Origin of the sequence: Mycetohabitans rhizoxinica HKI 454, from assembly GCF_000198775.1 — a bacterium.
In the GTDB taxonomy this organism is placed as follows: Bacteria; Pseudomonadota; Gammaproteobacteria; order Burkholderiales; family Burkholderiaceae; genus Mycetohabitans; species Mycetohabitans rhizoxinica.
Map to the genome: position 1 here is coordinate 86,649 of NC_014722.1, position 21,268 is coordinate 107,916.

21 protein-coding genes and 1 pseudogene are annotated in these 21,268 nt (G+C 64.4%); 7 read left to right on the forward strand and 15 right to left on the reverse strand.

Going from position 1 to position 21,268, the window contains the following annotated elements:
* Window positions 1–133 precede the first annotated feature (133 nt).
* Window positions 134–1,750 (forward strand): glutamate--cysteine ligase, encoded by a 1,617-nt coding sequence (gene gshA / locus RBRH_RS00300; protein WP_013433848.1) that lies wholly within the window; start codon window positions 134–136, stop codon window positions 1,748–1,750.
* 24 nt (window positions 1,751–1,774) lie between these two features.
* Here the strand turns inward: gshA and RBRH_RS21210 are convergent.
* Together RBRH_RS21210 and ada are read right to left on the reverse strand one after the other, a co-directional pair.
* Window positions 1,775–2,053, reverse strand: a pseudogene (locus RBRH_RS21210) (AlkA N-terminal domain-containing protein); the annotation flags it as partial.
* Window positions 2,004–3,131, reverse strand: coding sequence for a bifunctional DNA-binding transcriptional regulator/O6-methylguanine-DNA methyltransferase Ada (ada, locus tag RBRH_RS00305; RefSeq protein WP_041753949.1), 1,128 nt, complete (start codon window positions 3,129–3,131; stop codon window positions 2,004–2,006). The gene ada and the pseudogene RBRH_RS21210, both read right to left, overlap by 50 nt.
* Window positions 3,132–3,589: 458 nt before the next feature.
* Here ada and RBRH_RS00310 point away from each other — a divergent pair, with 458 nt between their 5' ends.
* Window positions 3,590–5,041: an MATE family efflux transporter gene (locus tag RBRH_RS00310; protein ID WP_041753950.1), complete on the forward strand. Its 1,452-nt coding sequence runs from the start codon at window positions 3,590–3,592 to the stop codon at window positions 5,039–5,041.
* Between the two features lie 168 nt (window positions 5,042–5,209).
* Entirely contained in the window at window positions 5,210–5,413 is a 204-nt protein-coding gene (locus tag RBRH_RS00315) for a DUF3185 family protein (protein WP_041753951.1), read from the forward strand.
* Window positions 5,414–5,474: 61 nt separating this feature from the next.
* On the opposite strand, the gene RBRH_RS00320 is transcribed toward RBRH_RS00315, so the two are convergent.
* A complete protein-coding gene (locus RBRH_RS00320) occupies window positions 5,475–6,239 on the reverse strand; it encodes a phytanoyl-CoA dioxygenase family protein (protein WP_013433853.1) in 765 nt (254 codons plus the stop codon).
* Window positions 6,240–6,440: 201 nt separating this feature from the next.
* Between RBRH_RS00320 and RBRH_RS00325 the strand changes: the two genes are divergently transcribed.
* Window positions 6,441–6,806: a hypothetical protein gene (locus tag RBRH_RS00325; RefSeq protein WP_157864299.1), complete on the forward strand. Its 366-nt coding sequence runs from the start codon at window positions 6,441–6,443 to the stop codon at window positions 6,804–6,806.
* Between the two features lie 65 nt (window positions 6,807–6,871).
* Window positions 6,872–7,057: a hypothetical protein gene (locus tag RBRH_RS00330; RefSeq protein ID WP_041753952.1), complete on the forward strand. Its 186-nt coding sequence runs from the start codon at window positions 6,872–6,874 to the stop codon at window positions 7,055–7,057.
* Between the two features lie 44 nt (window positions 7,058–7,101).
* Here the strand turns inward: RBRH_RS00330 and RBRH_RS00335 are convergent, their stop codons facing one another.
* Window positions 7,102–8,646: an efflux transporter outer membrane subunit gene (locus RBRH_RS00335; RefSeq protein ID WP_157864300.1), complete on the reverse strand. Its 1,545-nt coding sequence runs from the start codon at window positions 8,644–8,646 to the stop codon at window positions 7,102–7,104.
* A gap of 223 nt (window positions 8,647–8,869) precedes the next feature.
* Between RBRH_RS00335 and RBRH_RS16845 the strand changes: the two genes are divergently transcribed.
* Window positions 8,870–9,016 carry a multidrug resistance protein B gene (locus RBRH_RS16845; protein WP_013433857.1) on the forward strand — a complete coding sequence of 49 codons (147 nt, stop codon included), beginning with the start codon at window positions 8,870–8,872 and terminating at the stop codon, window positions 9,014–9,016.
* Window positions 9,017–9,053: 37 nt separating this feature from the next.
* Here RBRH_RS16845 and RBRH_RS00340 read toward each other — a convergent pair whose 3' ends face one another.
* The 8 genes from RBRH_RS00340 to gspG form a co-directional block, all read right to left on the reverse strand.
* Window positions 9,054–9,833, reverse strand: coding sequence for a type II secretion system protein N (locus RBRH_RS00340; protein WP_013433858.1), 780 nt, complete (start codon window positions 9,831–9,833; stop codon window positions 9,054–9,056).
* Window positions 9,834–9,848: 15 nt separating this feature from the next.
* Window positions 9,849–10,379, reverse strand: a complete 531-nt coding sequence (gene gspM, locus RBRH_RS00345; protein ID WP_013433859.1) for a type II secretion system protein GspM — start codon at window positions 10,377–10,379, stop codon at window positions 9,849–9,851.
* Entirely contained in the window at window positions 10,355–11,782 is a 1,428-nt protein-coding gene (gspL, locus tag RBRH_RS00350; RefSeq protein ID WP_041752922.1) for a type II secretion system protein GspL, read from the reverse strand. Before gspL ends, gspM begins: the two co-directional genes overlap by 25 nt.
* A gap of 67 nt (window positions 11,783–11,849) precedes the next feature.
* Window positions 11,850–12,983 carry a type II secretion system minor pseudopilin GspK gene (gene gspK / locus RBRH_RS00355; RefSeq protein ID WP_013433861.1) on the reverse strand — a complete coding sequence of 378 codons (1,134 nt, stop codon included), beginning with the start codon at window positions 12,981–12,983 and terminating at the stop codon, window positions 11,850–11,852.
* Entirely contained in the window at window positions 12,980–13,639 is a 660-nt protein-coding gene (locus RBRH_RS00360) for a PulJ/GspJ family protein (protein ID WP_013433862.1), read from the reverse strand. Before RBRH_RS00360 ends, gspK begins: the two co-directional genes overlap by 4 nt.
* Window positions 13,617–14,027, reverse strand: a complete 411-nt coding sequence (gene gspI / locus RBRH_RS00365; protein WP_013433863.1) for a type II secretion system minor pseudopilin GspI — start codon at window positions 14,025–14,027, stop codon at window positions 13,617–13,619. The genes RBRH_RS00360 and gspI overlap by 23 nt, the downstream gene beginning before the upstream one ends.
* Window positions 13,999–14,511 (reverse strand): GspH/FimT family pseudopilin, encoded by a 513-nt coding sequence (locus RBRH_RS00370; protein WP_049786431.1) that lies wholly within the window; start codon window positions 14,509–14,511, stop codon window positions 13,999–14,001. Before RBRH_RS00370 ends, gspI begins: the two co-directional genes overlap by 29 nt.
* Before the next feature lie 46 nt (window positions 14,512–14,557).
* A complete protein-coding gene (gene gspG / locus RBRH_RS00375) occupies window positions 14,558–15,022 on the reverse strand; it encodes a type II secretion system major pseudopilin GspG (protein ID WP_041753955.1) in 465 nt (154 codons plus the stop codon).
* Between the two features lie 240 nt (window positions 15,023–15,262).
* Between gspG and RBRH_RS00380 the strand changes: the two genes are divergently transcribed.
* Entirely contained in the window at window positions 15,263–15,694 is a 432-nt protein-coding gene (locus tag RBRH_RS00380; RefSeq protein WP_013433866.1) for a hypothetical protein, read from the forward strand.
* 45 nt (window positions 15,695–15,739) lie between these two features.
* On the opposite strand, the gene gspF is transcribed toward RBRH_RS00380, so the two are convergent.
* Genes gspF through gspD form a run of 3 tightly spaced genes read right to left on the reverse strand, consistent with a single transcriptional unit; the run spans window position 15,740 to window position 21,036 of the window.
* Window positions 15,740–16,957: a type II secretion system inner membrane protein GspF gene (gene gspF / locus RBRH_RS00385; RefSeq protein WP_013433867.1), complete on the reverse strand. Its 1,218-nt coding sequence runs from the start codon at window positions 16,955–16,957 to the stop codon at window positions 15,740–15,742.
* Between the two features lie 12 nt (window positions 16,958–16,969).
* Complete coding sequence (gspE, locus tag RBRH_RS00390) at window positions 16,970–18,460, reverse strand: type II secretion system ATPase GspE (RefSeq protein WP_041752924.1); 1,491 nt, start codon at window positions 18,458–18,460, stop codon at window positions 16,970–16,972.
* 32 nt (window positions 18,461–18,492) lie between these two features.
* Window positions 18,493–21,036, reverse strand: a complete 2,544-nt coding sequence (gspD, locus tag RBRH_RS00395) for a type II secretion system secretin GspD (RefSeq protein WP_013433869.1) — start codon at window positions 21,034–21,036, stop codon at window positions 18,493–18,495.
* Between the last annotated feature and the right edge of the window lie 232 nt (window positions 21,037–21,268).

The window sequence follows — 21,268 nt, forward strand, 5'->3', positions numbered from 1 at the left end:
GGGATACCCCCCGACTGCCCGCTTAACCTTGCCTAGCATAACGTCAGCAACGCTTCGCAGCGCATGTTAAAGTGCCCACTACTCGTGAATCCCTCCGCCGCGGCAGACCGGCCTCCAGTACACCATACCAATAATGCTCAAAAACACGCCCGCCTTCCCGACGACGGATGGGTACGCCCGACGCCTGGCGTTGTTGGCGCAGCCCGCGCATCGCCCGTTGCTGGCGCAAGGCCTGCGCGGTGTCGAGAAGGAGAGCCTGCGAGTCCAGCGCGATGGCACGCTGGCGCCCACGCCGCATCCGGCCGCCTTGGGCTCGGCGCTCACGCACGAGCAGCTGACAACCGACTATTCCGAAGCGTTGCTCGAGATAATCACGCCGGCCGGGCACGCCGTCGATGCGATGCTGGAGCAGCTCGATACGCTGCATCGCTACGTCTACGAATCGATCGGCGACGAGTTGCTGTGGAACGCGTCGATGCCCGGCGTGCTACCGCCCGACGAACAGATTCCGATCGCGCAATACGGCACGTCGAATATTGGCCGGCTTAAGCATGTTTATCGGCGCGGGCTGGCGCTGCGCTATGGCAGGGCAATGCAGTGCATCGCCGGCATTCACTACAATTTTTCGTTGCACGAAGACATTTGGCGCCTGCTGCAACAACACGAGCGGGTTGACGGCTCGCCGCTCCAGTACCAGTCGGATGCCTACCTTGCGCTGATCCGCAATTTCCGCCGTAGCAGTTGGCTGCTCATGTTGCTGTTCGGCGCCTCGCCAGCGCTGTCGCGCAGCTTCGTGGGCGAGCGCGCGCATGCGCTGGATACATGGGATGCCGACACGCTGTTCCTGCCGTACGCGACCAGTCTCCGAATGAGTGACCTGGGCTATCAGAATACGTCCGCGCAGGCTGCATTGCGCGCGGACTACAACAGCTTGGACGGTTATCTACACAACTTGGCGAGCGCGGTCAGCCAGCCCTATGCGCCGTATGAGCAGCTTGGCACCCAGCGCGACGGCGAGTGGGTGCAGATCAACACCAACGTACTGCAGATCGAAAACGAATTCTATTCGACGATCCGCCCGAAGCGCGTCACGCAACCGGGCGAACGACCGCTGCACGCGCTTGCGTCGCGCGGCGTGCAATACATTGAAGTGCGTCTGCTGGATATCGATCCGTTCGAGGCCACCGGGATCTCGGCCACCACCGCGCGTTTTATCGAAGCGTATCTGTTATTTTGCGCGCTGGACGCGAGTGCGTTGCTCCACGAGGCGGAGTGTACCGAAGCAGGCAACAACTTCGCCCGTGTGGTGACGCAGGGGCGGCGTCCGGGACTTGCATTGTCCCGAGGCGGCCGCCCGGTGCCCTTGCGGGACTGGGCCCTCGAGTTGCTCGAGCGAATCGGGCCGGCCGCGGCGTTGCTCGACGCCCAGGAGGGCGGCAGCCGATATGGCGACGCACTGGCCGCGCAACGCGCGAAGGTCGAGGACTTCGCGCTGACCCCTTCGGCACGTGTATTAGAAGACATGCGCACAACCGGGCGCTCGTTCGTGCGCTTCGCGCTCGAGCACAGCGCGCAACACGCCGCGGCGATGCGTGCCCGGCCGCTGCCGCGCGAGCTGCATGCCCATTACGCGGCCCTGGCGGCGCACTCGCTGCAGCAACAAGCCGAGATCGAGCACACCGAAGTTGGCCACTTCGATCAGTTCATTGCGTCCTACCGCGCGTACACGCTGAACCGGACCAGCGTCTGATGCCCACCGCCAGCGCATCACGCGGCGCACGCTGTGCATCAGGAGGGCGGCGCCGCGCACCGTCACGCGCAGCACACCACCGGGCGCGTCGTGCCTCACTTCAAGCGTGCCCAGCGCGCCGTCGATCTCGATACCGCGCCGGTAGACCTGCGCATCGACGAATTCAACGCCAGGCGTCACCCGCGCGGCAAAAAAGCCCACCATGCGATGCCAATCGTACGGCGGCCGATAAGCGATCGACGTGGTGAACACGTTATACATCGAGGGTTTCCGAGCCGGGCGTTGCAGCGCGGACATCGCCATCGCGCCGTTCCGCGTCGAGCAACGCCGCCTTGCGTTGCAGACCCCACCGGTAGCCGGCCAACGCACCGCTTTTCTGGACCACGCGATGACAAGGAATGACCAAGGCCACCGGATTTGCGGCACATGCGGCGGCGACCGCCCGCACCGCGTTGGGCACACCCAGTTCGGCCGCGACCTCGGTATAACTGCGCGTTTGTCCGTACGGAATCCGGCGCAGCGCATCCCAGACGCGGCGCTGGAACGCCGTCGCCACCCCATCGAACGGCAAGTGCGTCGGATCGGCGCGTCCGTCCAGGTAGGCGTCGATCCGCTCGACATAGTGCGCGAGGCGTTCAGGGTCGCAGACTCGCTTCGCATGGCGAAACTCTTCGTGCAATGCGTGTAGCAGTGAGGCTTCATCATCGCCGAACGCCACCTTGCACAGGCCGCGCTCGGTGGCCGCAATCAGTATCGGACCCAGCCGGGTCGAAGCGATCGCATAGGCGATCGTCATGCCGGCGCCCTGTCTGCGGTACGCCGATGGGGTCATGCCTAGATGCCCTCGTGCGGCATTGCGCAGCGGCGACGCAGATTCGAAGCCAGCTCCCAACGCCGCATCGGTCACGCTGCTAGCCGAGCGCAGCGTTTCACGCAGCCGCTCAGCGCGCAAATTCGCGTGGTATTGACGCGGCGAGATACCCATCATGCGACTGAAGACGCGCTGTAGATGGTAGGGACTCGTGTGGACCGCGTCGCCGAGTTGCGCCAGCGTGACGCGCTCGTCGATCCGTTCGGCCAGCACCGAACAGGCCCGCGCGACCAATTCGACCTCGCGGGGTGCGCGCAGCGGCTGGCAGCGCTTGCATGCGCGAAAGCCCTCTGCCATGGCGGCGTCGGCGGACTCGAAGAAGCGCACATTTTCGCGCCGCGGCGCACGTGACTTGCACGACGGCCGACAGAACACGCCGGTCGTGCGGACCGCAAAGAAGAAATACCCATCGGCGCATGGATCGTGCGCGCGCACCGCGGCCCAACGCGCATCATCGCTCGCGTAATCGCCCGGCGCGCCGCTGGATTGACTGGCTGTATCGTGCGTCATGACGAGCGAATGATACGTCTTCGACGCAGACTTGGGGGCGACCGCGCGTGATGAACCGGCCCGGTCTGCCGGGCAAACTGGCATGTTGACTCGATCGTTCATGATGGACCCTTGGCAATGGATGGCGTGTGCTTCACTTTATCGATGCCGCCGTTCGCGGGCACCACGTATCTTGCGCTGTCATTTCGGTAGCGCAAAGCGCTTGGTCAAAATTATTAGGGACCTATCATTGATCGATGAATAGTGGGTTGACTCTAAAATTTTCCACGCGCAGATGTTGCGTTGCAGCATGAGAATCCGTATAGTGGGAACCGTCTCCTCCATGTCTCCTCCTGATATGGATTCAGCCCGCTCGATGAGCGGGCTTTTTTTATGTCGCGGCTATCCACAGTACGCGAATCCGTCGCGTCAAGCCCTTTCCCGTCATCATCACGACCTTGCCCAACATGGCGCTGTCCATGAACGAATCCAACGACCGCTTACCGCCGTGCCAGTCGCTGTCCGCCTCCCCGTCCCATACGCCGGTCAGTGCTGTGCGGTGGCATCGCCGCGTGCTCGCGCTGGCGGTACCGATCATCCTGGCAAACCTGACCCAGCCGATCCTCGGCGCAGTGGACACGGCCGTCGCGGGCCACCTGCCGGATCCGGCGTATTTGGGAGCGGTCGCCGCCGGCGGCTTGTTTTTTAATTTCGTTTTTTGGGGCTTCGGCTTCCTTCGCATGGGCACCACCGGGCTCACGGCGCAGGCATTCGGCGCACGCAACAGCGTCGCGTTGCGCGCGACGCTGTTGCGTGCGTCGGCACTGGCGATCGTGATCGGCCTAGTCGTGCTCGCGCTGAGCACGCCATTGATCGATACCGCATTGCGCCTCATCGGCGGCAGCGACGCACTACAGCAGTACGCCAGCGACTATTGCCACGCGCGGATCTGGGCCGCCCCACTGGCGCTATGCAACTACGTGATACTGGGTTTCCTGCTGGGCTGCCAGCGCGTGCGCGTTGCGTTGCTCATTCAACTGTTTATCAATGCCGTCAATGTAGCGGCGGTACTGCTGTACGTCTATGTCTTTGACTGGCGCATTGCCGGTATCGGCGCAGCTACCGCAACGGCCGACGCGTGCGGCTTCGTGCTGGGCGCGTGGCTGCTGTGGCGAAAGCGGCCGCGCGCGCTGCCGCCATTGCGCTGGGCCACGCTTGTGGATACCAGCGCGCTGCGGCGATTGGTTGCGCTCAATCGTGACATTTTCGTGCGTACGCTGTGCCTACTGACATGTTTCGGCTGGTTCGCGCACGCCGGCGCGGCGCAAGGCGACCTGGTGCTGGCGGCCAACGCACTGTTGTTGAACTTCCAGACCTTCATGGCCTATGCGCTCGACGGCTTCGCCCATGCCGCCGAAGCACTGGTCGGGGCCGCCATCGGTGCGCGCCAACGCGACGCCCTCCGTCAGGCCGTGCGGACCACGATGGTGTGGGGCGGGCTCGGCGCACTGTTTTTTTCGCTGGTCTACGCGAGCGGCGGCGAATGGATCATCGGCTGCCTGACCGATCAGCATGCGGTCCGCGATACGGCCGTGCGCTTTCTGCCGTGGGCCGCGGCACTGCCGGTGATCTCCGTCTGGGGTTTCCTGTTCGATGGCATGTTCATTGGCGCCACGCGTACGCGGGATCTCATGTGGGCGATGGCAATCTCGCTTGCCATGTTCATGCTGGGCGCGATGACGCTGCCCGGCCTGTTCGGCAACGATGGGCTATGGGCGTCACTGCTGCTGTTCATGGCGGCGCGCGGTATCACGCTGGCGCGCGTGTTGCCGCGTCTCGGCGCGCAGTTGACGGGACCGACCGGCGCCGCGTCGCGTCAGAGGCCATGTCTTAGCCGGCCTGGGTCGAAATCAGGCGACTCGTCGCGATAGAGCCGGAACTGCATGCCGGACGATAGCGTTGCACGGCAGCTTGGTCACTCATGCGAAAAGTCTTAGGGCTATGCGCAATCAAATGATCCAGTGCGCCGCGGCGCACGGCGCATCGGCGATAATCCGGTCACGCTCGACGAGCATCACACAACGACGGAGGACACTTTCATGGGCAACGCTGTATCGATCGCGCTCATTGTTGGCGGTATCGTGCTGTTGTATTTCGGCGGCACATCACTGCACTCGTTCAGCAATGATGTGTCGCGCCTGTTCACCGGCACGCCGACCGAGCGCACCATCACGCTACTCGCTGCCGGCGCGGTGGCATTGGTTGCCGGCATCGTCGGACTCGCGCTCAGCTCGCGGCGCTAAAGCGCGCGGGACCAGCGCGCGCCCGCTCCGGATGCCACGCGTGCCCGCCGCCCGCCAGCGCTCACAGCGGCACTTCCGGCTTGGCCGCCGAGCGCGTGCCCGGCACCGGTGCGTTACTGACGCCATGGTAGGTGAAGACCAGTGAGAACTTAACGTCGTCAGCCAGATTCTTGCCCGCCGAATGCAGCGTGTTGCAGTGGAAGAACACCACGTCACCCGGGTTCAGCGCCGGAGAAACCGCCGTGCTGATCAACGCTGCATTTTCGGGCACGTCCGCGCGGAAGAACTTCGCTTCATCAAAACGCTCCGGGGCAAAATCCACCGCGTGTGAGCCAGGCACGAACCACAGCGCGCCGTTCTCCACGGTCTCCGTACCGAGTGCGAGCCACACCGATATGAGGTCCTCGCGCTTGAATGCCCAATACCGGATGTCGCGATGCCAGCCCGTCAAACTGCCATATGTCGGGTGCTTGGTCATCATGCAGTTGTGATGCGCGCGCGAAAGCGCTACCTGTTCACCAAAATACAATTCCATCCAGCCGCGGATTTCCGTTGACGTGGCCCACTGTCGATACAGTGCATTGCGCGCGTATGCGTCGAGCAAGCGGCGTACCGTGTTGCCGCCGGGCGCGGTGTGCGATTGCGGTGCGCCGGGATAGCATAGATCCGCCTCGAATTCGACTGGCCCCTGCGGCTGCGCAAGCTCGGCACGCGCCGCCTGCTTGATCGCCTCGCAACGCGAGGCCGGCAACACGCCGGGCACGACGACAAAACCGTGCTGCCTCAGCAACTCGACCTGACCTCTCTTTGAGAAATGCTCCGCCATCGCATATCCGGTTCAATGACTTCGATTCCAATGATTTTACGTGCAGTACGCCCGGCATGCTTCCAACCCTGTTTTTAACTGCTGAACCCGCGCGCGGCGGCGTGGTCCGTGTCACTGTCGGATAAGCTATTTCGGGTGTACGCTGAGTCCGTTACCGCTACACAATAGCGCTTCGGCGCTTTCCCTCTCGAGTCAATGATCATGTCAGCTCGTTTGTCCAAACGCATGTCCGTCACCGTCTGGCATGCCGCTCATATCACGCGTATCGCACAACGGCGCGCCGCGCGCTCGCTGCGTCACCACGTCGCGCGCACGCGCGCGCTGACCGCGCGTTTGTCGCGCGATATCGCGCAGCGCTGGAGCGGCAGCGTACGCGCGTGGGTGCACTCGCTCGTCCATCTACGTCTGTACAGCATCTGGCGTGCCTCGCTGGGCCGCTCGGTGCGCGTCACGCCGGCGCGGGCGCTGCGCCATCCGCGCCAAACGCCCCACCTTCGTCTGGTTCGCACGCCGCGCCGCCATGCCCCCCCGTCCGGCCCCTGGTCACCGTATTTCGGCGGCCGCTAGGCGCCGTGAACGCATGCGGTTCATCGCCTATACTGGTTGCACGACATGAATCCATGGAGCACGCCATGTCCGGCAATTTTACGGCGGGTGAGTTCATCATTCTGGCCCCAATGGCGCTGGCCGGCGCGTTCGCGTTGGGCATGTTGCCGGTGGCCTCACGCTTCACCGCAAACGTGTTACGCCTCCTGGGCGCGCTGCTTGGCGTCGTGTTTGCAATCGTGCTGGTCGAAGGGCTGCCGCTGTTCGCCTGAAAGCTGCCTGTGTGCCTGAGATAATGGGCCGAGCCGTGCCAGCATCAGTTGCGCGAGACCTCGGAAGCGGCGGTCGGCGCCGCCACCGAGCCGGTTTCGGTATCGAGTCGCGCAACGTCCCAGCCACCGCCGAGTGCCTTGATCAGTCCGACCGACGCGGTCATGCGCTGGCCAGCCAGCGACTGCAGCGCCTGCTGCGCAGACAGCAGGCTCGCCTGTGCGGTGAGCACCGACAAGTACGCGACGGTGCCGGCCTTATATTGGTTGAGCACGATGTCCAGCGCCTGCTGGGCCGAATCGACACTGGCTTGCTGCAGCGCGATTTGCTGCGCTAAGATCCGCAACGAGGTTAGGTTGTCCTCGACCTCCTGAAGCGCCGCCAGCACGGTCTGCCGGTACACCGCGACCTGCTCGTCGTAGGCGGCACGTGCCGCGTCGAGTTTCGCGCTGCGCAGGCCTGCATCGAAGATCGACGCAGCCAACTCCGGGCCGAGTGACCAGAACCGCGACGGCGCCCGCACCAACTGCGCCAGCACCGAACTGGAGAATCCTTCTTGCGCCGACAACGTCAGCGAGGGGAAGAACGCGGCCATCGCTACGCCGATCTGCTCGTTGGCGGCAGCAGCCTTGCGCTCGGCGGACGCGACATCCGGGCGGCGCTCGAGCAGCGCGCTGGGCAACGATACGGGGATCGCCGGCGGGGTCACGTCAAGCGGTGCGGGCGGCAGTGAAAACGTCGAGGCGGGCTCGCCGACTAGCACGGCAATCGCGTGCTCATATTGTGCCCGGTCAATACCATTGCCAAGCGCGACGGATTGCGCCGACTGCAATTGTGTTTGCGCTTGGATCACGTCCGAGCGCGGCACGATGCCCTGCTTGTATTGGTTTTGGGTCAACTCGAGCGTGCGCTGATACGCGGCCACGGTTTCGTCAAGCACCTTTTGTTGTGCGTCCGACGTGCGCAGCAGATAATAATTCTGTGCCAACGCCGCCTGCGCGGACAGTCGCGCATTGGCAAGCGCGGCCGCCGCCGCCTGCTGCCCGGCCTTCTGCGACGCCACCGCACGGGCAATGCCACCCCACAGGTCTGCCTCCCATGATGCGTCCAGCGACGTGCTGAAACTATTCGATACACGCGAGTGGCCGGCCGCCACCCCACTTGTCGTCGTGCCGTGCGACGCGCTGCCTGATCCGGCACGGCTGCCGGAGGCCGACCCACTGAGGGTCGGGAACCCGCTTGCACGTGCCTCGGCAGTCAGCGCACGCGCCTGCCGGTAAGCCGCGGCGAACTGCGCGACGGTCTGGTTTGCGGCATTGAGCCGGTCCATCAAGGTGTCCAGTTGCGTATCACGATAGATGGCCCACCAATTGCCACGGTCTTGATGATCGGCTGGTTGCGCCACTTTCCAGCCAGGCGTGGCCTCCTTGAAGCTCGCCGGTACCGTGACGCTCGGACGCGTGTAGTCGGGACCCACCGCGCAGCCGGTGAGCAGTAGGGCGAGCGCCAGCGCGCAGCGTAGAACAGGAGCGCGGCACGGCGCAGCGGCGCCGCGGCGCGCCGCCGGAAAATAGCAAAAGTCCAAATGCATTGACATTCCTGTAACCGGATGCGGCGCTCGGCCCGTGGAACGGCCTGCCGCGCAATGCGCAGCATAAACCGCGCGATACGCCGGCGCGTTATCCGCGTCGCGCTCCACGTTACAAAAGTTTACGGGAATCGGTGAAGCCTATGCGGCCAATACGCACATACGCACGCCTATCGCGACGCACTGCAAGCCCTCAGGCTGGCCGGCGACAGACAGCACGACGGCGATGCTCAACCAGATCGTCACGCAGCAACGCATGATGATGGCGGCAAACGACTTTTTTCGGCTTTCGTGCCTGGCATTCATTGTCCTGGCCAGTCTAGTCTGGATTACCAAGCCGCGGCGCGGCATCGGCCTGGCGCCGCGCCACTGAACCGTATGTGCCGCAACGGGCGATTCAACGCGTGGCTTCAGCGCGCAAAGGTGATCGCGTATGTCGCGTCATCGATGCGGCGACCCAGCAGGTTCAACAGCCCGGCCAGACTACCGCGGGCCTCGCTCGTCGAACGGGCGGCGCCATTGAACGCGAAGTGCCCTCGCTGCCACTGCCCGGCGCCATTCAGTTGTAGCGGGCCACGCAGCGTCGCCAGTTGCAACGTCGCCGCTGGGCCTTGCGCGAGCAGCGTGACACGATAGCTGCCGAGTGGCCGGACCAGCGACACGCGCGAGGCCATGTCGGTCAGCAGCACGGTGAGCTGTCCATACGCCTGCTGGTTCAGCACGCGCATGTCGGTCCAGGACAACCGCACGTCGCCTTGCAAATCCAGCGTATTGAACGGTGCGCCCAGACCCGTGAGCAACGTGGCGGGCAACGCCAGCGAACCGGCACCGAGCACGGCCTGGCTGCGCGACGCGTCCAGCGTGACCGGCTGGTGCATCGCTTCGGTATGCTGCAGCGTCATGTGCAAGCGACCGCCAAACAGCGGCCAAAAGGCAGTATGCCATTCGACCCGGCCGGGCAGCAGCGTCGAATTGGCGCGATCGCTGCCGGGGGCCAGCAGCAGCGTGGCTGACCCGTGCCACAGCGAGCCGGCCGGGTCCACCAGGTTCACATGCCCGCCGGTGGCCCGCCCGAATTGCGGCGTGATCCACGCGGCGGGCGCGATGCATAATAGCGTGATGAGCACCGCCAAGCCGCCCACGATGATCCAGGGCAGCGTGCGCGCGATCCGGTGCCAGAAAAAAAACATCGTGGGTCCGTTGAATTATTTTGTATTAGCCGGCTGCAGCGTCGCGGTGACATCCACTTGGCCGTCGTCCTTCAATGCAATGACATGCGCCTCCGAAGCCTTGACCTTAAATTGCCGGCGCACGTCGTTCAGCCACGCCACCCAACTGCCGAACTGCGCGTTCTTTAATTGAAGCTGGACGTTGGGGCCGGCCACGCTTAGCTGTGTCGCCACCAGTGCGCGTTGCGCGAGCGACGCGGCCAACGCCTCCTTAAGCGCATTGCCGGTGGGCGCGCTGCCCTGCGCCCGCGCGGCGAGTAGGTGGGCCTCGTTCGCGTCGGCCGTCATCTGCGCCAAGCGACGCTGCATCGCGGGCAAGTCAGCGCGCAGTTTTGCGCGGCCACTCAGCGCGGGGTCCAACGCCACCGAATACAGCACAATCAGTGCCAACACGGCGCCGCCAATCGTGATCATCTTCTTCTCGCGCGGCGCACGCTCGTCCCAAAAATCGCCCAGAGCCGTCGCTACGGCGCTTTTGCTTTTCATCGCGCACTCCTGATCGTCCATTTGCCGGTGCTGGTGTCCACCTCGCCCGCTACGCCATTGCGAGCCAGACGCTGCGTCAGCCCATTGTCGACGGTGACTGACGGCTTGAACGTCACCTCCAGTGAGCGGTTGCGATAGTCCAGCTGCGCGATCGTATTGGATGGCACGGGTCCCAGCGAGCGGGCAAGCGCATCGGCCAGCGACAGGAAATCGTCCGGCGCCGGCTCGCCGGCAGCCAGCCGCAACTGATCCAGTTGCCGCGTCATCTGATCAGCCGGATCGAGCACGACCGTGGTTTTCGGAAAGGCGCTGAGCAACAACTCGGTCATCTGCGCATTGATTGCATCACGCTGCCGCGCCAACATTAGCCATTGCACGTTCACGCCGATCACCGCGACGACGATCGACGCGAGCGCGAGCGCGATCGGCAAGCGCCAGCGCGCGAGCGTGGCGCCGGACAGGTTCCATAATTGCGGCGCGAACTCGAACTGGCATAGGTCAAAGTCCTGCGCCAGCGCGTTGCGTGCCAGCGTCTCGAACGTCAGCGGCAGGACCTCGAGATGCGTGGCGAGCGCCGCCGCGTCATTGCCGCCACAGCCGGCGCGCGGCTCGCTGCCCGGCACCCCAGTGAGACAGTATAGGGTCACCGGCGCATCGGCGGCCAGGGCGGCAAGCGTCGGCTCCAGCGCATCAACCGGTACCGCAAACCCCTCGCCCAGCGCGCCGCGCGCCAGCGCCAGCTCCCAATGCGGCCCGAACGCGCCAGACAACTCGCCCGGCTCGCCGAGCAGCGCGGCCGGCTGCGTGCGCACGACATCGCCGAGGATCGCGGCGACGATCGGCAAATGCGCAGGAACGCCCGTTTCATCACCCGGCTCAGCATTGGACGGGGCCGGGCCGCTGCCGTCGGCCGCAGCCCGGGGCAGTGCCGCGCCGGCAGCAGCCTGCGAGTCGATCGCGTCCAGCGCGTGCTGCACAGCGCCCGGTTGCGGCAGGCATCGCGTGATCGGCACCGCACGCAGCGAGGTATGGCCGGCGCTGCGAAACGCATCACAGATGAAGCGGAACCAGCCGCGGTCGATCGCGGCGATCACCCGCTTGCCGTCGATTGGCCCGGCCGGATCGAGCGCGATGTGGCAGGTCTGCGGGTCCTGAATCAGGTGATCTTCGATGACATTGGGCAGTGCCTGGCGCAAGCGCGGTCCATTGAGCGGCGGAACTGTCGCGGCCAGCATCAGCAGATCGCGTGCAGCCAGCATCAGCACGGTACGGGTGGCGCGCGGCAGCAACGCCAGCGACGCGCGGCCGGCGCGTTGGGTCCGGCCGTGCTTGTCGAGCAGTAAGAACGGCAGATCCGGCAGTTGCCATTCCTGCGAAGGCACCGCCGGGTCACGCGGCGGCAGTTGGACGATCAGCGTGGTCAAGAAGCAGTCCTCGTTCGATGACGGGGTTGAATGGCAGGGTAAAAAATTGCGACGCGGGGCTGGCGCATCACTCATCCCTCACACTGACAACGCGCGTGGTCTTGGTCAACGCGTCGCGGTATATCAAAGTTGTACGGATCAATTCGGCGCGCTCATGCTGAACTTTGCCATGCACAATGAAGTAGTTCGTATCGACGCCGATCGTGTTCAGGTTTTTCTCCACCGCGGGGATGCCGGCCGCTTGTAACGCGAGCTGCACCTCGCCCGTATTGCGAAAAAACACCGTGCTGCGGCGCGCCACCAGCGCTTGCGCCGCGCCGATCGACATACCCGGTATGCTAGCGGCGATCACTTCGGCGCTGGCGGTATTCATGTTGAGCACCGTGCGGGTTGGCAGCACGATCACAAACGGCTTAAGGCGCGCGACCATCTCCGGCGTGAAACCGGCCACATCCAGCAGCGCGGTTGCCTCGACCATCTGAATCGGCCGGCGCGCGGACGCATCGTTGCCGCCCTCGAGTCCCGGTTTATCGGTCAACTCGCCGCCGATCGCCGAGCCGGCCGCTGCCTGCTGAGCGGGCACACCACTCGCGCCAAACGGCGTCTGAGCATTCACCTGAAAGCGCGTCGCGGAGCCCGCCAGGCTGTCGCGCACCGCACTGGCGACACGGCCGGCCAATTGCCCATCCAATCCTAGCGACGACAGCAGTCGCTGGAGCACCAGCAGTTGGTTCGGATCGACCGCGATGACGCCGGGGCGTGGAATGGTGGCCAAGTTACGCAAGTTAAAGCGCGCCTGCGCGTCCTCAATCGAACCGGACAGGTACGTTGCGGCCCCTTCCTCGGCACGTACCTCGCCAATCTGGCCAAGGAAGTCAGACAGACGCGTGCGTGCGATGGGCACACTCCAGATACCACCCAGGTACGTAAAGCCCGGCGCGGTGTCGCCCTCACTGCGCAGGATCAGCCGCGTCCAATCGGTCGCACCGCGCGAAATCCAACGCGCCTGTGCCAACAGCCGCTGGTTCTCGATCCGTCGGATCTGCACCTGCTGCCGCCACAGCATCCCAGAGACCAATATGGCCGCGAGCGCGACTACGAACAGCGCGGTGATGATCGCGGCGCCGCGCTCGGCGCGCGTGCGCCGTGGCGGCCGGGCACAATGGAGAAGGTCTGGACGGCGATGGGCATGCATCGTCATTCCCCGATCAACAGCACGCGCGTGAGCGGCGCGCTGACCTGCGGCGCGCGCAGCGTCACTTCCAGCCCTGTGGCCGCGCGCAGCAGCGGCGCAGCGTTCAAGCCGGGTATCTTCAGGTTGTTCATGCTCTTCGCGATGGTCGCGTCAACGTCGGCCATGGAACGGGTCCAGCCGACTTGCGGCACGAACAAACGCATGCGCATCGCGCTGACACCGCCGATCAGCGACACCTCGCTCCAGCCCTCGGCGCCGCCGCGCAGCGCACTGCGCAATTGTCCCTGCGTGGCGATCGGCGGCGACGCGAGACGGAGGATTCGCCCATTGTCGAGCCGGTAACGCACCACTTGCAGCCGCGGCGCGCTGTCCTGAGCGAACAGCAGGCGCACGATGCGCAGCTCGCCATTGCCAATCGCCACCGCCGCGGTGCCCGCCTGGTCATCGGTGGCCGCCTGCCGAGCGTCCGCGCGCATCTGGTCGAACAGCTGCGCCAGGACGCGCTCGTCCTCCATCGAGCGGCTGATCGCCTCGCGACTGCGCATGATCGAATCCAGCCCGCGCCACGACAGCACGGCGATCACCGCTAGGATCGCGATCGCGACTAGCAGTTCGATCAGCGTGAAGCCACGCTGTCGGTCAGAGCGAGCGGCCGGTTTCATTGGCGATGACCGTAACCATTTGCACTAGGTAGCCCGACTGCCCCGGGGTGGCGACAAACACCTCGACGCGCCGGAAGATCGGATTGGGGGTGGCCGATACCCGCTCCGTGCAACGCAACGCGAGATTGCCCTGCGAGCAGTCGAACGTGCGCGAGCCGATATCGGGCCACGCCTTCATCAAATGCAGCCTGGCCAGTTCGTTGTCCGCACTCCAGCCCGCATACATACGCTTGTCCAACTCGCTGCTATTGACAGCCAGCACGCCGACTGCACGCAACGATGCGGCAAGCGCGATCGCGATGATCGCCAACGCGACCAGCACCTCGATCATCGTGAAACCCCGTATGCCGCGCCTCATTTCAACGCACCTCGAAGCGGCCATTGCCATTGCCGACGATGCTGACCTGGCCGATCGCCGAATAAAGCGTGACCTCTACCGGCGTGTCGATGCTCTCCACCCCGAACACGATTCGGCTGACCGTCTCGTCCGAACCTGGATAACGTATCGCCACCCCGGTTACTTCCGTGTCCCAGCGACGCGACGCAAGTAGGTCGTCACGCAGTGCACGCCAGCCATCCGCGGTGCGTGCCTCGAAGCGATAGCCGCCCGCCACCGGCACCCAAGCGATCGGCTGGGAACGCACCTGCGCCTCGTCGCCGGCCGACTCGAACAGCAACGCCAAACGCTGCGCCTGCTCGTTCAGATCTGTGCGAGGATTGCGCGTTGCCGTCAGCGTCGCCATCGATATCAGGATGCCCGCGATCACCAGCACCACCAGCATTTCCAACAGCGTGAAGCCGGCCACCGCGCGCGCGCCTCGGCACGGCTGCACGCGGCCAGCGCCACACGCCGCGGCACGACGGGCGATCATCGCCACACTCATCACGCGGGCCATCGCGGGTGCGTCGGCTCGCGCACTACTGCCACGAACCGATGTCAGCGTCGTTGCCCTCACCGCCTGGCTTACCATCGGCGCCATAGCTGAACACGTCGATTTCGCCGTGCACGCCCGGGTTCAGGTACTGATACGGGTTACCCCAGGGATCATTCGGCAGCTTCTCGAGGTAGCCCCCTTCCTTCCAATTGTTTGGCACCGGATCGGTCGCCGGCTTCTGGATCAACGCTCGCAAACCTTGCTCCTGTGTCGGATACCGGCCGTTGTCGAGCCGATACAGCTTCAGCGCATCCATGATCGTATGAATGTCCTGGCCCGCCGCCACGCGGCGTGCCTGGTCGGGACGACTCATGATCTTGGGCACCACCAGGGCGGCCAGGATCCCAAGAATCGCGATCACGACCATAATCTCAATCAGCGTGAAACCACGCTGGCGGTGCGCCGGCGTGCCGGCCTGGCGGCGAATTGTTGGTCTTGCGTATTGCATTCCTACCTCGTTACTCGAATTGACTGGAAAAAAGCCGTCGCGACGCGCCGGTGCATCGGCGCTCATCGACCGGTCTCGTGTCGCGACCATTTTAAGCCGCTGCCCAGGCGGCCGCTCCGCGCGGCCGCCGTTTCGCCCTCCCCCGTGGCACCATGACGCACAAACTCATCATGCCGTCGGCTGCGATCCGGCGCGTCATGCACGCTCCTCAATGTCATATAAGCTCGTACAATATCTATCATGAACTTTCTGACTCAACGCCTTGCGGTGCGGCTTGCATCGCTCGCCTTGTTCGCCGTGTTGTGCGCGAGCGTCACTTACTGGGTCATCACGCTTCGCTCCCGTGACACCGCGCCGCTTCCAGCCGCCGCGCCAGGCCGCTTGCCGGTCACCACCGACGCGGCTCAAACTCTGTTCGGCTCGCACGCCGGCGACACGCGCGCGCCCAACATCCACCTGTCCGGTATCCTCGCGCTGGCCGACGGCGCAGCCGCCATCGTGTCGTACGGCACCGATCCAGCCCGCGCGATATCGCTGAACAGCCCGATCGCACGGGGTGTGAAGCTCGTCGCCGTGCGGCAGCGCTCGATCGTCGTCGAACGCAATGGCGGACGCTCAGAAATCTTCCTGCCGCCCAACGCACCAGGCCAACCCACGATCTACGTGCGCTGAATCGCAGACGCTGAACCACGGGCGCGGCGACCATCGCCGCGACGCTCAGCCCACCATGTTGTTCAACTCGATGATCGGCAGCATCACCGCCAGCACGATCACCAGCACCACCCCGCCCATCGCGAGGATCAACAGCGGTTCCAGCAAGCTGGTCAGGAACATCGTGCGCCGCTCCAGCTCCAGCGCCTCGCCCTCCGATGCGCGGTCGAGCATCGACGTCACGTCGCCCGTCGCCTCGCCGGAGCGAATCAAATGCACCAGCACCGGCGGAAAGGTGCGCGTGTTACCCAACGCGCGTGACAGCGAGGTTCCCTCGCGCACGCGCACGATCGCCTCATCCACCAGCGAGCGCATGGCACGGTTGTTCAAGGTTTCCCCAGCGGCCTGAAGCGCACGCAGGATTGGCACGCCAGCGGCGGTCAGGATCCCGAGCGTCGACGCGAAGCGCACTGTGTTATAGCCACGTACCAGCTTGCCGGCGAGCGGTGCGCCGAGCAGCCAGCGATCGAACGCCAAGCGCGGCCCGCTTTGCTGCAGGATGCGACGTACGAGCCAGACCGTGACCACCACAATCAACAGAATCGCCCACCAGCCGTGCCGCACGAACGAGGACAGCGACATCATCATCACCGTGAGCAGTGGCAATTGCTGTTTCGTGCTCGCGAACACGCTGACCACTTGCGGCACCACGTAGCTGAGCAGGAACGTCACAATGCCGAACGCCACCAGCGTGACAATGGCAGGGTACGTAAAGGCGAGTTGGATCTTCGAGCGCAGCGCGTTGCGTTGCTCGATATAGTCGGCCAACCGGGACAGCACGAGCCCGAGCTTGCCGGTATGCTCGCCGGCCGACACCAGTGCGCGATAGATATCCGGAAAATCGCGCGGATGCTGCGCCAGCGCGCCGGCCAGCGACTGACCGCCGAGCACTTCAGCACGGATGGCGGCAATCAACTCGCGGATGTACTCGCGCTCGGCCTGGTCCGTCAGCACAGCGAGCGCTTCGTCCAACGGCAGCCCGGCGATCAACAGGCTGGCCAGCTGCCGCGTGAACAGTGCCTGCTCACGCTGCGACAGCTTGCGGCCCCATACCAGCCGCTGGCCGCGTTGGCCGCGCTCGCGGCTGCCGGCAGCCTCCACCAGCAGCGGCGTCAACCCTTGCGTGCGCAGTTGCGCACGCGCGGCGCGCGCGCTGTCAGCCTCGACTACGCCGCGTTGCGACTTGCCTGTGGCGTCGATCGCCTCGAATCGGAAAGCGGGCATAGGCGGTCCGTGTTATTCCCCGCCGGTTACACGCAGCACTTCCTCGAGCGAGGTCACACCGGTGTCGAGCCAGCGCTGCGCATCCTCGCGCAATGTACGCATGCCGCTCGCGCGTGCGCGCTGGAGCAGTTCGGCATCCGATGCATTGCGGTGAATCAACGTGCGGATCGCGTCATCAATTAGCAACAGTTCATAGACGCCACGGCGGCCGGTATAGCCGCAGTGGCCACACTTGTCGCAACCGACCGGATGCCACTGCATACGACCATCATCGACGCTCTGTCGCTTGCATACCGGACACAACTGGCGCACCAGTCGTTGCGCCAGCACGCCCAGCAGGCTCGAAGCAAGCAGATAGGGCTCCACGCCCATGTCGGTGAGCCGCGTCACCGCAGATGCCGCATCGTTGGTGTGCAACGTGGCCAGCACCAAGTGCCCGGTCAGCGACGCCTGTACCGCGATCTGCGCCGTCTCCAGGTCGCGAATTTCCCCAATCATGATAATGTCCGGGTCCTGCCGCAGGATCGAGCGTAGCGCGCGGGCAAAATTCATCCCGATGCGATCGTTGACCTGCGTCTGCCCGATGCCGGACAAGTCGTACTCGATCGGATCCTCGACCGTCATGATGTTCGACGTCTCGGTCTCCAGCCGCGACAGCGCCGCGTACAACGTCGTGGTCTTGCCCGAGCCGGTCGGGCCGGTCACCAGCACGATGCCGTGCGGGCGTCCAATCAGCTTGTCGAATTGCGCAAGCGTGTCGGGGCCCATTCCCAGCCGCTCCAAGTTCAGTCGCTGCGCATCCTTCTCGAGCAACCGCAACACCGCGCGTTCGCCGTGACCGGTGGGTAGCGTCGATACCCGGACATCGACCGGGCGCCCGCCGACACGCAACGTAATGCGTCCGTCCTGCGGCAAACGCTTTTCGGCGATGTCCAGTTGCGCCATGATCTTGATACGCGAGATCAGTGCGCCATGCAGCGCCTTTTTGGGCCGCACCACGTCGCGCAACGTGCCGTCCACGCGAAAGCGCACGACCGACGTGTTCTCAAACGGCTCAATGTGGATATCCGACGCGCCTTCGCGGGCAGCCTGCGTGAGCAGCGCATTGATCATCCGGATAATCGGCGCGTCGTCCTCGGACTCGAGCAGATCCTCGACCTCCGGAATGTCCTGCATCAGCCTGGACAAGTCGACTTCGCCCTCGACCTCGCCGACCACCTGCGCGGCGCTGCCGTCTTGCCGCGCATACGCGTTGTTGATCGCCTGCGTCAACTCGTCTGACGGCAAGCGGGTCAGCGTCAGCGCGCCGAAGTTGCGTGCCACCTCGGCCAGCGCCGCGGCACTGGTGCGTTCGCTGATCCAGACATCCAGTCCACTGGCGTGCTGGTGCGCGATCAGGATCTGGCCGCTGCGCGCGAACGCGTAAGGCAACAGCCGCGCGGCCAACGGCGACGGCGGCTCGCGCTCGGCAACGGTTTCGCTCGAAGCAGTCACGGTACGCATTGACGGACCTGTTTGTACAGAAAGGGCAGGCGTCACGGATGCTGTCCGGGCGCCACCGTGGAATCGGCCGGCGACGCTGGCGCAGGCGACGCGCCCACAGGTGCAGGGGCATGACTAACTGACGCGTTGGGTGCACCCACCAGTGCATCAGCATTGCTAACTGACGCGTCAGGTGCGCCTACAAATGCATCGGCATTGCCAACTGACGCGCCAGGTGCGCCTACCGGTGCATCGGCATTACCCACTGACGCGTCGGGTGCGTCAACAGGTGGCGACACGCTCGTCGCCGCGGCGCCGTTGCCGCGTGCATCGGCTCCATTGCCATGGTGCGGCCCGCTGCGGCCATATGCCGAGCGCAGATCGAACACGTTATTCGCCGCGGGCCCGCCTCCTTCGTTCGGCCCCAGCGGCGCGGGCGGCAACAACGGCGTTTCGCGGTCCTTGACGATCCGGTTATCCGATTGGTATGCGGCCTGTTCGGCGCGCAAATACTCGTAGCGGTCCAGCGCCAGCTGACTACTGGTGCTTTGGTCGCGCACGATCACCGGGCGCAAGAACACCATCAGGTTCGATTTCGTGCGCGTCTTCGATTCGCTGCGGAACAGACTGCCGAGCACCGGGATATTGCCCAGCCATGGCACCTTCGAATTGCCGTTCGCGTAGTTGTCCTGGATCAGGCCACCGAGCACGATGATTTCGCCGTCGTCCGCCAGCACGGTGGACTGGATCGAGCGCTTGGTGATCGACACACCGCCAGGGTTGGACTGCGTGCCTTGTTGCACGGCGGAATCCTCCTGGTAGATCTGCAGCTTGAGCACGCCGCCCTCGCTGATCTGCGGCTTGATATGCAGCGTGATACCCACGTCCTGGCGATCGAACGTGTTGAATGCGGAGACCGAAGTCGTCGTATTGGCGGTCGGCGTCGCGTATGAACCAGTCACCACCGGCACGTTTTGGCCGACCACGATCCGCGCTTCTTCATTGTCTAGCGTGATCAGGTTAGGCGTAGACAGGATGTTGGTATCGCTGCTCGTGGCCAGCGCCTGCAACAGGCCACCCAGGCCGAAGACCTTACCGAAGCGGTGCAGCAGGCCAATGTTCAGGCCATTGTTGAGCAGGTTGTTCGGGCCAATCTGTGCGGCCGCGGTGGCCGGGTCCTGCGCGACGATGGCGCCGGTGGCGCTTAAGCCGACGATGCTCTGGCTGCCGTTTGCATTGAAGTTTGAGCCGCCATACACCCCATTATTGCCGTTGTTCGACAACAGCGCGCCCTGCCATTGGATACCAAGGTTGGCACCGGAGGTCGCGTTCATGTCCACGATCACCGCTTCGATGTAGACCTGTGCCCGGCGCTGGTCGAGCTGGTCAATCACGTTGCGGATGTTCCGGTATAACGGCTCTGGCGCGGTGATGATGAGCGAATTGGTAGCCGGGTCGGCTTGCACGATACCGCCCTGCGCATTGTCGTCGTTGCTACTTTCCTTGTCGCTGAAACTTTGGTCCCTCGACTGTCCGGAGCCGAATCCGCCAGCGCCGCCACTGCCCGACAGCGGGTTGCGGCTCATGGCACTGGATGAGCCCGAGGGTAGCGGTGGCAGCCCAGACACGCCGGTGGAGCTGCCAAGACCGCCACCGAACGAATCGGATTTGCCGCCGCTGCTTTGCGATTCCGAGCCTGTTGCACCGCGGCTGCCTCCGAGCATGCCGCGCAGCGTCTTAGCCATGCGTACCGCTTCCGCGTTGCGCAGCGGCACCACGTGGATATTGCCCGGTTGCGTCGTCGGCGCGTCCAGCGTCGCAATCAGCGATTTCGCCGCCGCCAGCCTTGACGGGCTCGCCGCGCGCAGCAGCACCGAATTGGTCCGCGGGTCGGCATTCACGCTCACGCGCAGCGTCGCATCAGTGCCCCCAATCGCACCCGGGTCGAGTAGCTTGCCCAGTTGTTGCGCGACATCGACTGCGCTGGCGTTCTTCAACGGCACGATCTGCACCTGTGCCCCGGCCGACGTGTCGATGCCCTGAATGATCTGGCCGATACGGCGCACATTGTCCGCGTAGTCGGTCACCACCAGCGTATTGTTCGACGGATAGGCGGCAACTTGGTTATTTGGCGAGATCAATGGCCGCAACACCGGCAACAGGTTGTTCGCTGACTCGTTGCGCAGCTGGAACACCTGTGTGACCACTTGGTCGCCGCGGGCCGGCGTCGTGTTGCCGATATAGGTCGGCACACCTTGCAGCTTCGCATCCGCCTCCGGCACGACCTTCAGCACCCCGTGGTCCTGCACCAGGGCGAACCCCTGCATCCGCAACGCAGACTGCAACGTCTTAAGTGCCTGTTCCCGCGGTACCGGCTGCTCGGAAACGAGATTCAATTGTCCCTTGACGCGGGGGTCAACAATGATCGTCTTGTTGGTCGCCGCGCCGATTGCCTTGGCAACCTGGTCAATATCGGCATCGACGAAATTCAAGGTGACCTGCGCGCGAGCGGGGGACGCCCCGAGCACGGCGGCGATCAGACCCGCGACCAGCAGCGAACGCGCCATGCGTCGCGCAGGAAAACGATTCTGTGTCATTGGATAGTGGTGTTTGGCGCCGGCCGAGCAGTGCTCAGTCCGATCAATTATGCAAGCAGCTTGGTGTGGCACCGCAAAGATGCCATGCGCAATGCCAAAGTCGCAACATTAACAGCTTTTTAAGTCTGAACTATCACAAGAACGATCATTCCTTGAATTCGGACAAAAAGTTATCCCTAACCGATCCTTACTTGCGCACGCATGCGTCACCATGGCAAAAATGCCGGCGGCG